Source organism: Bradyrhizobium pachyrhizi, from assembly GCF_001189245.1.
Taxonomy (GTDB): domain Bacteria; phylum Pseudomonadota; class Alphaproteobacteria; order Rhizobiales; family Xanthobacteraceae; genus Bradyrhizobium; species Bradyrhizobium pachyrhizi.
In genome coordinates, this window is the sequence record NZ_LFIQ01000117.1 from 302,422 (window position 1) to 314,062 (window position 11,641).

The 11,641-nt window shown below is 65.4% G+C and carries 10 protein-coding genes; 3 read left to right on the forward strand and 7 right to left on the reverse strand.

Translation table 11 applies throughout. The annotated features are described in order from the left end of the window. The 7 genes from AKL29_RS45945 to AKL29_RS33250 form a co-directional block, all read right to left on the reverse strand. A partial coding sequence (locus AKL29_RS45945) for an ABC transporter substrate-binding protein (protein WP_244482557.1) occupies window positions 1-429 on the reverse strand: 429 nt, incomplete at its 3' end. Window positions 430-470: 41 nt separating this feature from the next. Beyond that, entirely contained in the window at window positions 471-1,949 is a 1,479-nt protein-coding gene (locus AKL29_RS33225; protein ID WP_050387084.1) for an ATP-binding cassette domain-containing protein, read from the reverse strand. Then, window positions 1,950-2,876 (reverse strand): branched-chain amino acid ABC transporter permease, encoded by a 927-nt coding sequence (locus AKL29_RS33230; RefSeq protein WP_028331622.1) that lies wholly within the window; start codon window positions 2,874-2,876, stop codon window positions 1,950-1,952. A 1-nt stretch (window position 2,877) separates the two neighbouring features. Continuing rightward, the gene (locus AKL29_RS33235) at window positions 2,878-3,753 is read right to left on the reverse strand and encodes a branched-chain amino acid ABC transporter permease (RefSeq protein WP_018270667.1); all 876 of its coding nucleotides are present in this window, start codon (window positions 3,751-3,753) and stop codon (window positions 2,878-2,880) included. 94 nt (window positions 3,754-3,847) lie between these two features. Next, complete coding sequence (locus AKL29_RS33240) at window positions 3,848-5,071, reverse strand: ABC transporter substrate-binding protein (RefSeq protein WP_028331623.1); 1,224 nt, start codon at window positions 5,069-5,071, stop codon at window positions 3,848-3,850. 502 nt (window positions 5,072-5,573) lie between these two features. Further along, window positions 5,574-7,169 carry an MDR family MFS transporter gene (locus tag AKL29_RS33245; protein ID WP_050387085.1) on the reverse strand — a complete coding sequence of 532 codons (1,596 nt, stop codon included), beginning with the start codon at window positions 7,167-7,169 and terminating at the stop codon, window positions 5,574-5,576. A gap of 159 nt (window positions 7,170-7,328) precedes the next feature. Then, a complete protein-coding gene (locus tag AKL29_RS33250) occupies window positions 7,329-7,865 on the reverse strand; it encodes a YcgN family cysteine cluster protein (protein ID WP_050387086.1) in 537 nt (178 codons plus the stop codon). Between the two features lie 288 nt (window positions 7,866-8,153). On the opposite strand from AKL29_RS33250, the gene AKL29_RS33255 reads away from it, so the two are divergent. From AKL29_RS33255 to AKL29_RS33265, 3 genes are read left to right on the forward strand one after another with little or no spacing between them, the layout of a single operon-like run. Further along, on the forward strand, window positions 8,154-10,427 hold the full coding sequence (locus AKL29_RS33255; protein ID WP_050387087.1) for a transglycosylase domain-containing protein: 2,274 nt from the start codon (window positions 8,154-8,156) through the stop codon (window positions 10,425-10,427). Between the two features lies 1 nt (window position 10,428). After that, entirely contained in the window at window positions 10,429-11,007 is a 579-nt protein-coding gene (locus AKL29_RS33260; protein ID WP_028331627.1) for a DUF1214 domain-containing protein, read from the forward strand. Continuing rightward, a complete protein-coding gene (locus AKL29_RS33265) occupies window positions 11,004-11,624 on the forward strand; it encodes a DUF1254 domain-containing protein (RefSeq protein ID WP_050387088.1) in 621 nt (206 codons plus the stop codon). The genes AKL29_RS33260 and AKL29_RS33265 overlap by 4 nt, the downstream gene beginning before the upstream one ends. The last annotated feature ends 17 nt before the right edge of the window (window positions 11,625-11,641 follow it).

Sequence of the window (11,641 nt, forward strand, 5' to 3'; positions counted from 1 at the left end):
ATAGTCGTTGTGGATCGCCTTGGTGATCTCGTTCGAGGCGGCGCCGGGCGTGATCAGCGGCATCTTCAGCCGCGCAGCCCACGGCTCGAGCGCCAGCACGACCTCGCTGATATAGCTCGCGATCACGGCCGAAACCTTGTCCTCGCTCACCGCGCGCTGGAAGGCGCGCACTGAATCGGCCGACGAGCTCTTGTTGTCGTAGGTGACGATCTCGATCTTGCGGCCCATCACGCCGCCCTTGGCGTTGATCTCGTCGGCGGCGATCTGCGCGCCGCCCGGCGTCGCCGCACCCGCGATCGACTGCACTTCGGCAATGATGCCGATCTTGATCGGGTCCTTGGACTGCGCATAGGCCGGCGCCGCGAGGCAGAGCGCGAGCGCCGAGGCCAACAGGCTGACGCGGGTCGTGGTTGAATATGCTGTCATCATGATCTCCCTTGCTTTGCTTTCTTGTTGTTAATGATCGAACGTCACAGAAAGTCCTTGCCGGCCTCCGCGGCGAACCGGCCCGGATCGCCTTCCCAGACGATCCGCGCGTGCTCCAGCACATAGACGCGGTCGGCATGCGGAAGCGCAAACGTCACGTTCTGCTCGCCGAGCAGCACCGTGATCTTGGTGGTCTGGCGCAGCTTCTCCAGTGCCTTCGACAGCAGCTCGAGAATAACAGGCGCAAGCCCCAGCGTCGGCTCGTCCAGGACCAGGATCTGCGGCTGCATCATCAGCGCGCGGCCGATCGCCAGCATCTGCTGCTCGCCGCCGGACAGCGTCTGCGCCATCTGGCCCTGGCGCTCCTTCAGGATCGGAAACAGCTCGAACAGCCAGGCGAGTTGCTTGGCCCGCGCCGCGTCGTCGAGATGCTGGCCGCCGAGGTCGAGATTCTCCCGCACCGTCATCTCGCCGAACAATTCGCGCGATTCCGGACATTGCACGAGGCCGGAGCGGGCGATCTTCGCAGGTCCCGTGCCGCGCAGTGGCTGCCCGCCGCGCAGGATCTCGCCGGTATACGGCAGGAAACCCGAGATGGTGTTGAACAGTGTGGTCTTGCCGGCACCGTTGAGGCCGACGACGGAGACGAACTCGCCCTCATGGACGTGGATCGAGACGTTCTCCAGCGCCTGCGCCTTGCCGTAATGCACGCTGACATTCTCGACCTGCAGCAACGGCACCTTGTCCTTGAACGAGGTCTCGGGCCGCGCATGGGTCTCGATCGCGCCGCCGAGATAGACCCGCCGCACGGTCTCGTTCTTCATCACGTCCTCGGCGCGGCCGGTCGTGATCTCCTCGCCGAGATACATCGCGAGCACGCGGTCGACCAGCGCCGCGACGCTCTTGACGTTGTGGTCGACCAGCATCACCGCGCGGCCCTCGTCGCGGAAGCTGCGGATCAATGCGGAGAAGGTGCCGACCTCGGCGCTGGTGAGACCGGCGAAGGGCTCGTCGACCAGCACGACCTTGGGGTCGCGCGCGATCGCCTTCGCCAACTCCAGCCGGCGCAGGTCGGCGAACGGCAGCGTCGGCGGACGGCGGTCCATCACCGCGCCCAGTCCGACGCGCTCGGCGATCCACTTGGCGCGCTCGGTCAGCGCCTTGTCGGGAAACAGCATGAACAGGCTGTCGGGCAACAGCGCGACCATGATGTTCTCCAGCACGGTCTGCCGATTCAGCGGCCGCGAGTGCTGGAACACCATGCCGAAGCCCTTGCGCGCGATCTTGTGCGCAGGCAGCCCGGCGACGTTCTCGCCTTCGAACAGCACCTCGCCCGCGGTCGGGCGCTCGATGCCCATCACGCTCTTCATTGCGGTCGACTTGCCCGAGCCGTTCGGCCCGATCAGGCCGAGGATCTCGCCGGGATGCAGATCGAACGACAGGTTCTTCACGGCGGTCAGACCGCCGAATCTTTTGGTCAATCCGCGGACGGTGAGCGTTGCTGTGGTCACAGTCTGATCCATTTAAGAGCGCGCCTCGCGTGACAGGGCCGCTCCGAGGAAACCGCCGGGGAAGAACAGGACGACGAGCAGCGCCACCGCCGAGACGATGAAGGTCGCAAGCTCGCCGGTCGGGCGCAGGAATTCGCCGGCGACGATCAGGAAGATCGCGCCCAGCGCGGCCCCCAGCACCGTGCGCCGGCCGCCGAGCACGGCGGAAACGATCACGTTCACGCCGACCGCGACGTCGACCACTGTGCCGACCGAGGCGGTGCCGAAGTAGAACACGAGCAGCGCGCCCGACAGTCCCGAGAAGAAGGCGCTGACGATGAAGGCCGCGAGCTTGTGCTTGACGATGTTGAAGCCGAGCGCGCCGGCCTGCACCGGGTCCTGCCCGCTCGCCTGCAGCACGAGACCGACAGGCGATTGCGACAGGCCATAGAGGATGGCCGCGCTCACGGTCATGAAGCCGAGCGCGATCCAGTAATTGGCACCGGCATTGATGGTGATGACGTCGGGGATGGTGAGCCCGATCTCGCCGCCGGTGAGATCGGCGAACACCACGACGAAGTTCTGCAGCATCAAGACCGCCACCAGCGTGGTCAGGCCGAAATACGGCCCCCTCACCCGCAGCGCCGGCAGCGCCAGCACGAAGCCCGCGACGACCGAGGCCAACGCGCCGAGCAGGATGCAGAGATAGACCGACCAGCCGAACTGGTTGTTGAGGATCCCTGCGGTGTAGGCGCCGGTGCCGATCAGGAAGGTCGGGCCGAAATTGACCTCGCCGGCGAAGCCGAACAAGAGGTCCCAGGCCATCGCGAACACGCCGAAATAGAACGCGACGGTCAGCAGCCCGAGGATGTAGCCCGAGACGTAGAACGGCAGCGTCGCGGCGATCACCACGCAGACCAGCGAAATGAAGAACAGGCGCGAGGAAAAGAAGCTGGCCATCTCAGCGCCTCCCAAGCAGGCCTTGAGGCCGGATATACATCACGAACACCAGAAGCAGCAGCGCCGGAATGGTGCGATAGGCCGGCGAAATCATGTAGGCCGTGATGGTCTCGAGATAGCCGACGACGAAGGCTGCGATCAGCGAGCCCGACACGCTGCCCAGGCCGCCGAGCACGACGATCGAGAACGCGCTCGCAGTCAGCGGCCCGACGCTGTAGGAGCTGACGCCGAGGAACATGCCGAGCAGCACGCCGGCGATGCCGGCGAGAATGCCGTAGATGCCCCACACCACGATGTAGATCTGGGTGAGCTCGAGCCCGAGCAGCGTGACGCCGCGCGGGTTCATCGAGGCCGCCAGCACCGCCTTGCCGGTCCTGGTGCGGTTCACCAGCAGCCACAGCAGGCCGATCACGAGGCAGCAGACCAGCGCGGTGAAGATATTGTTGCGCGGCGTGCGGTTGCCGAAAATATCGACGACGCCCTCGACGATCGGCAACACCGTCTTGGCGTTGTTGGTGAAGAAATAGGCGATCAGCTCCTGGATCATGATGCCCCACAGCAACGTGCCGGTGAGGACGAAGATTTCCTTCTCCTCGTTGGGGATCCGCCTCGAGTTCTGGATCGGCTTGACGACCGCGAAATAGGTCGCGAACGACACGATCAGCGCGACGCCGACACCGAACAGCGCGCCGGTGTAGATGTCGAGGTGCAGCACGCTGGCCGCGGCCCAGGCCGCGACCGCTGCGGCCACCATGATGGCACCGTGGGAGAGGTTGAGGACGCCGGAGACACCGAAGATCAGGGTGAAACCGGTGGCGCCGAGCGCATAGAGCGCGCTGATGGCAAAGCCATCGATCAGGATTTGTAAGGCAAGCATCTCAGATTGGCCGCGGCAGCAGGGCTGCCTGTTGTGGAGGACGCGGAACTGAATAGGGATGCTCCCGGGAACAGCCCGGGAGCATTGCCATCAGCTAGTTGGTGGTGAGCTTGATGAAGCTCGGGAACTTGAGGTCGCTCTTGGCGACCTCCTTCGGCCAGACCGCGACCTGCTTGCCGCCCTGCCACTGCAGCATCAGTCCGGTGATCAGGCCCTTGCCGTACTTGATCGAATGGGTGAACGGATCGTCCTTGCCGTAGAACTGGACACGTCCGATGGTGCCTTCCCAGTCGGTCTTCTCCAGCGCATCGACCATCTTGTCGGCCTCGACCGAGCCGGCGCGCTTCACCGCATCCGCGATGTAGTAGACCTCGTCATAGGCGGTGTAGCCCGCATAGGACGGATAGTTGCCGTAGCGCTTCTTGAAGCCCTCCGCGAACGGCACCGACTTCGGCGTCACCGCGACGTTCGGGCCGGACACGCCCTGATACAGCACGCCTTCCGCCGCGTCGTTGGTGTCCTTGCCGAAGGTCTCGTTGGTCGCCTGCGAGGAAATGCCGAACATCGGGATCGGCACCTGCTGGTTCTTCCACTGCACCGTCGGCTGCACGCCGACATGCGAGATGCCGGTGATGATCACGTCAGGCTTGGAGCCTTCGACCTTGTTGAAGATCGGAGTGAAGTCGGTGGTGTCGGGCGAGAAACGGATATGGTCGACGACCTTGAGCCCGATTTTCGGCAGGCACTCCTCGTAGCCGACATCGAGCGGCTTGGTCCACGCGGCATCCTCGCTCATGATGACCGCGGTCTTCATGTGCTTCTGATCGACCAAGAGCTCCTTGGCGGCGTCGCAGACCGACAGCGCCAGCGCGGCCGAGGTCAGGTAGCCGTGGAAGGTGTACTTGTTCTTCTCGTAATCGGCGTGGACGCTCTTGCTGATCTCGTTGGAGGCGGCGCCGGGCGTGACGAACGGTGTCTTCAGGCGCGAAGCCCAGGGCTCGAGCGCCAGCACCACTTCGCTGATGTAGCTCGAAATGACGACATTGACCTTGTCCTCGTTGACGGCGCGCTGGAACGCACGCACCGAATCCGCCGAGGACGAGTGGTTGTCATAGCTGACGATCTCGATCTTGCGGCCGTCGATGCCGCCCTTGGCGTTGATCTCGTCGGCGGCCAGCTGCGCCGCCTGCGGGATCGATGCACCGGCAATCGCCTGCGCTTCGGCGATCACGCCGATCTTGAGGGTGTCGGCAGCCAGCGCTCCGCTGGGCGCCGCAGCCAACAGGCCCAACACGGCCGCTCCTGCAAGTTTCTGCATCGCATGCACGGGGAGTCGCGATGTTCTTGTCACCCTGTTTCTCTCCTCTTGTTCTTCGGCTGCTTCGAGCTCTTGGGGCGCGACTATAGCCGCGACAAAATGCGCAGCAAGTGAAACTGCGTGCAGATCGCCATGCATGGACGGCGACTAAAGTAGTGGGTCGGCGCGGTGCGGCTGAATAAATTTGAGGCAGAGGGGGAATAAAAGGTCGTGGGGCGCCGATCTCTCAGATCGTCGTTCCCCGCTGCGCAAATTACGCAGGGTGAGCGAAGCGGAGAGAGCTGAACGAAAAGCAAGGCTCGGGCAATTCATCGCGAGAACGCGGATTGTTGCCCGCTGGTCGTGCGACAAGCTCAGTGTCGTCCCTGCGAAAGCAGGGACCCACAACCACGGTTGCTGATTGTTACGCGATTTGGAACGACGAGTGCCATTCACAACATCCGCCGCGGCGTATGGGTCCCGGCTTTCGCCGGGACGACATTGGTGAATGAGGCGACCGCCCCTACTCCGCCATCTCCGCCGGCGGGTGGGCGGCGGGACCGGCGAGCGGGCGCTCTTCCATCGTGATCATGCAGATCGAGGCGGTGGTCAGCAGCACGGCGGCGGCGCCGAACACGTAGCGGAACGCATGGATCATGTCGGCCATCGGGATCGCGCTGACAGTGCTGGCGGAGGCGGCATGATGCTCGCCGGCGAGCGAGATGTCGGTCCCAAGTGTCATCAGCAGGATGGTGGTGAAGGCTGCGACCGTGAAGGAGGCCATCATCGCGCGGAAGAAGTTCATCGCGCCGGTCACGGTGCCGACCTGCGGCCGCGCCACCGCGTTCTGCAGCGACACCACGCTGATCGGGAATGTGGTGCCGAGCCCGAGCGCGAACACGCTCATCAACAGCAACAATCCCCACAGCGGAAGCGTCGTCACCGCCATGCCGACGGCGCAGATCGCCGCCACCGAGGTGCCGACGATGGCGACGCGCTTGTAGTGCTTGGCCTTCGCCATGGTCCGGCCGGCGATCGCCGCACCGAAGGTCGAGATCGCCGCAAGCGGGATCAGCGCGAGGCCGGCCTCGCTGGCGGTGAGGTGATAGACCACCTCGTAATAGAGCGGCAGGTGGACGGTGAGGCCGACCATGGCGCCGAGCGCACAGCCGCCCGCCCCCATCGCGAACGGCACCACCGAGCCGCCGAGCAGCGACAGCGGCAGGAACGGCTCGTCGGCGCGGCGCGCGTGCCAGACGAAGGCGCCGGCGAGCGCGATCGAGGCGCCCACCATCGCGGTGATGGTCGGCGACAGCCAGGACAGACGGGTACCGCCCCAGGTCAACACCAGCATCAACACCACGGCCGAGGCCATCAGCAGGATGCCGCCGAGCCAGTCGACCTTGCGCTTGCGGTGGAACACCGGGATCTTGCCCATCTTCGGCAGCAGCAGCGCCAGCGCCGCCGCCGCGAGCGGCAGGTTGATCCAGAAGATCATCGACCAGTGCAGATGCTCGGCGAACACGCCGCCGACCACCGGGCCGAGGATGCCGCCGGCCATCCAGACGCTGGAGAAATAGGCCTGATAGCGGCCGCGCTCGCGCGGGCTCACCACGTCGGAGATCACGGTCTGGACCACCGGCATGATGCCGCCGCCGCCGAGCCCCTGCAGGCCGCGGGCAACGATCAGCATGGTCATGCTGGGCGCGATCGCGCACAGCACCGAGCCGACCACGAACAGGCTGAGCGAGGTGATGATCATGACCCGGCGGCCATAGATGTCGCTCAGCGTGCCGAACACCGGCGCCACCGCGGTGGAGGCCAAGAGATAGGCCGTGATCACCCAGGACAGGTTGGTGACGTCGTGAAACTGGCGCCCGATCGTCGGCAGCGCGGTCGCGACGATGGTCTGGTCGAGCGCGGCCAGGAACATCGTCAGCATCAGGCTGATGACGATGGTGCGGACTTCGTCCGGATTGAGCGGGGCCGGCGGCGCCAGCGGCGGCGCTTCGCTGAGTTCGATCACCTCGCTCGGAAGGCGGGACAGCTCTTCGGCAATGTCGTCAGGCAATGTCGCTTGGTCGGCAGGAATCCGGCTCTGCCGTTCATACTTGTTCATTTGAGGCGTAATGCTGCTGCGCGGGGGCGTCCCGCGATGGAATCATTCTCTGCTTTGCAATTTATGCAGCAATTGAATGCTGAGGCAGGCACCCCAGCGCATGGGTGCATCCCGCCGCGATGTTCTCGCGGTGACGTGATCGCGGACGCGGCGACGACGTCACGCTTTGGTCGTCTTGCCCAGCATTTTTGGCCGCTTCTTCAATTGTGCCCGTTTCGGCAGCAACGCCGGCCATCGCACGATATGATCCTCGAGATCGGCGTCGTTGACGTCGAGCTCGGTGCCTTCCACCCGCCCGCGCACCGAGACCCCGGCTTCATGGACGGTGTTGGGATCGCCCGAGATCAGCGGGTGCCACCAATAAAGGTCCCGCCCCTCGGCCACCAGCCGGTAGCCGCAGCTCGGCGGCAGCCAGTTCAACGTCCGGACGTTTTCGGGCGTCAGGCGGACGCAATCCGGAACCTGGTCGGAACGGTTCGGGTAGTCCTTGCAGGTGCAAAGGCCGGCATCGAGCAGCTTGCAGGAGATATGGGTGAAATAGATCTTGCCGGTGTCCTCGTCCTCGAGCTTCTCCAGGCAGCACCGTGCGCAGCCGTCACACAGGCTCTCCCATTCGGCGTTGGACATCTCTTCCAACATCTTGGTTTTCCAGAAGAATCCCTCCTGGTCCGACGGGCGCTTGGGCGGTGCGGTCATGATATCCCTGGAATGGCGGTGCAACTCTTCTTGGGATGCCGGCAACGCTTGCGCAAGGGGGTGGTATTGCGGAGTCGAAAAAGCCGGTGGGCAGCGTTAGGGCTCCTATTAAATTCACAAGCCGCGCCATTGGTTTATGGCAGCCGCTCGGATAGAACAACGAACGAGTCCCCATCGACGCAAAAGCGCCTTGGGATTGCCGCAACATCGAAGCAAGACGCTGCCCTGTGCCCGGTTTGGGCGCCCGCAGCGCTGTCGAACTGATCAAGGGTCCGGTCCTTTCAGATCATGCCGTCGCATTGGAAACAGAGGGTCCGGAACTTCTTCCTGGACCTCGATGCGCGTATCGACTCGACGCTGTTCTCGTCGGGCAAGGGCCTGCGCGAGCTCTATGAGCGCTATTCCACCTTCATGGACCGCTTCTATGTCGGCCGCTGGAAGCGCTGGGTGTTCATCGAGCCGCTGTCGGAGGCCGCGACCCTCGGGCTCGGCGGCATGATCCTGATGCTGACGCTCGCGATCCCCGCCTTCCGCGAGACCGCCGACGAGGATTGGTTGAAGAAGTCCGACCTCGCCGTGACCTTCCTCGACCGTTACGGCAACCCGATCGGCAGCCGCGGCATCAAGCATAATGACTCGATCCCGCTGGAAGATTTTCCGGACAATCTGATCAAGGCGACGCTCGCGACCGAGGACCGCCGCTTCTACGACCATTTCGGCATCGACGTGCCGGGCCTCGCCCGCGCGCTGGTCACCAACGCGCAGGCCGGCGGCGTCCGCCAGGGCGGTTCGTCGATCACCCAGCAGCTCGCCAAGAACCTGTTCCTGAACAACGAGCGCACCATCGAGCGCAAGGTGAAGGAAGCCTTCCTCGCGATCTGGCTGGAGACGCGGCTCACCAAGAACGAGATCCTGAAGCTCTATCTCGACCGCGCCTATATGGGCGGCGGCACCTTCGGCGTCGACGGCGCGGCGCACTTCTACTTCAACAAGTCGGTGCGCGACGTGAACCTCGCGGAGGCCGCGATGCTCGCCGGCCTGTTCAAGGCGCCGACCAAATACGCCCCGCACATCAACCTGCCCGCGGCCCGCGCCCGCGCCAATGTCGTGCTCGACAACCTCGTCGATGCCGGCTTCATGACCGAGGGCCAGGTGTTCGGCGCCCGTCGCAATCCCGCGGTCGCGGTCGACCGGCGCGACGAGAACTCGCCGAACTACTATCTCGACTACGCCTTCGACGAGATGCGCAAGCTGGTCGACACCTTCCCGAAATCCTACACCGAGCGCGTCTTCGTGGTCCGCACCGCGATCGACATGAACGTGCAGAAGGCGGCCGAGGAAGCGATCGAGAACCAGCTGCGCCAGTTCGGGCGCGACTATCACGCGACGCAGGCCGCGACCGTGGTGTCCGATCTCGACGGCGGCATCCGCGCCATGGTCGGCGGACGCGACTATGGTGCAAGCCAGTTCAACCGCGCCACCGATGCCTATCGCCAGCCGGGCTCGTCGTTCAAACCCTATGTCTACACCACGGCGCTGCTGAACGGCTTCACGCCGAACTCGAAGATCGTGGACGGCCCGGTCTGCATCGGCAACTGGTGCCCGCAGAACTATGGCCACTCCTATTCGGGTCAGGTCACGCTGACGCAGGCGATCACCCGCTCGATCAACGTGGTGCCGGTCAAGCTCTCGATCATGATGGGCGGCAAGGAAGGACCGAAGGCGGGCCGCGCCAAGATCGTCGAGGTCGCGCGCCGCTTCGGCCTCAAGGCGCCGCTGCCCGATACGCCGTCGCTGCCGATCGGCTCCGACGAAGTCACGGTGCTGGAGCATGCCGTCGCCTATGCGACCTTCCCGAACCGCGGCAAGGCGGTGACGCCGCATTCCGTGCTCGAGGTGCGCACCGGCGCCGGCGACCTGGTCTGGCGCTGGGACCGCGACGGTCCGAAGCCGCGGCAGGCGATTCCGCCGAACATCGCCGCCGACATGGCCGGCATGATGAGCCACGTGGTCAGCGAAGGCACCGCGCGCCGCGCGGCGCTCGACGGCATTCCGACCGCGGGCAAGACCGGCACCACCAACGCCTATCGCGACGCCTGGTTCGTCGGCTACACAGGTAACTTCACCTGCGCGGTCTGGTACGGCAATGACGACTATTCGCCGACCAACCGCATGACCGGCGGCTCGTTGCCGGCGCAAACCTGGCACGACATCATGGTCGCGGCGCATCAGGGCGTGGAGGTCAAGGAGCTCGTCGGCGTCGGCATGGGCCAGAAGCTGCCGCCGCAGCCGGCGCAGGCCAATGCCCAGGCCAACGCGGCGCCCCGCGTATTGGAAACCAAGCCGGGCCCGCCGCCGGTCTTGACCAAGCGCGGCGCGGATATCCTGGTGCGGGTCGAGAAGCTGCTCGATGACGCCGCCAGGACCGCCGGCAAGACCACGCTGAACGAGCCCTCGAAGACCGGCAAGGCCGAGTCCTCGAGCGCGCTGGCGTTCCCCGAAAACTACGTTGCCGCGGCCGGGACGGACGGCGCGACACCGGCAGCGCCACGCAAGAACTGACGTGCGGCTCCTCCTCACCACCTTGCTGGCACTCGTCATCGCCACGGCCGTCGGCCTCGGCCTGACCTACGCGACAGCGACCCGCGGCACCGATCTCGGCACGCTGAAGATCGGCGCCTGGACCGCGCGGCCGAAGAGCGGCACCTCCGACGTCGATCCCTATTCGCGCGCCACCATCGCGCGCAGCGGCGAGCTGCCGATCGGCACCGGCGACGGCATCGCGTTCTCGGCGACATCAGACGACAAGAACAAGCCGCTCGACGGCCGCTGCGACATCGTGGTCAGCGGCGTGACGCCGGCGGCGCGGTTCTGGACGCTGACGCTGTTCGACCGCAAGGGGCACCTGGTCGCCAATACGCTGCAGCGCTACGGCTTCACCAGCCAGGAGATCATGCGCGCCTCCGACGGCACGTTCGAGATCCACATCGCCTCGCGCTCGCGCGCCGGCAACTGGCTGCCGACCGGCGGCATCGAGCGCTACGCGCTGATGCTGCGCCTCTACGACACACCGGTCGGGGTCGCGACCCGCACCCAGCGCGACGCGCCGATGCCCTCGATCACGACGACGGGCTGCCCATGATCCGCCTGCTGCTCACCATCCTCGCAGGCGTGCTGCTCGGCGGCGTGGTGCATCTCGTCAGCGTGCTGGCGCTGCCGCGCATCGCCTCGCAGGACGCCTATTCGCGGCTGACGCCGATGACCAAGCTCAACGAGGTGACGCAGCTGCCGCTGGCCGACCCGAGCCATTCGCCGATGCCGCTGATGGATCCGGCCTTCGCGGTGGCGATCTGCCGCTACGATCTCTCGACCGGTCCACTCAAGCTCACCGTGCCGGTCAGCCAGGCCTATACGTCGGTGTCGTTCTATACCCGCAACGAGGTCGCCTATTACGCAATCAACGACCGCTCCGCCGGCAAGAAGGTGATCGAGCTCGACCTGATGACGGAGGCGCAGCACAACGAGCTGCCGGAAGACGAGGAGATCACCGCCGCCGACCGGCTGATCATCGACTCGCCGACCTCAACCGGCCTGATCCTGCTGAAGGCGCTGGCGCCGGAGCCCGGCCTGATGCCGCAGGCGCAAGCCTCGCTCGCCGCCTCCTCCTGCAAGGTGCAGACCGAGCCGGTCGCGGCCAAGCAGGAGGCGCCGCCGCCGCTGCCTGTGCCGGCCCCGCCGCCCACCGCCCGCAAGCGCTAAAGCATGATCCGGAAAAG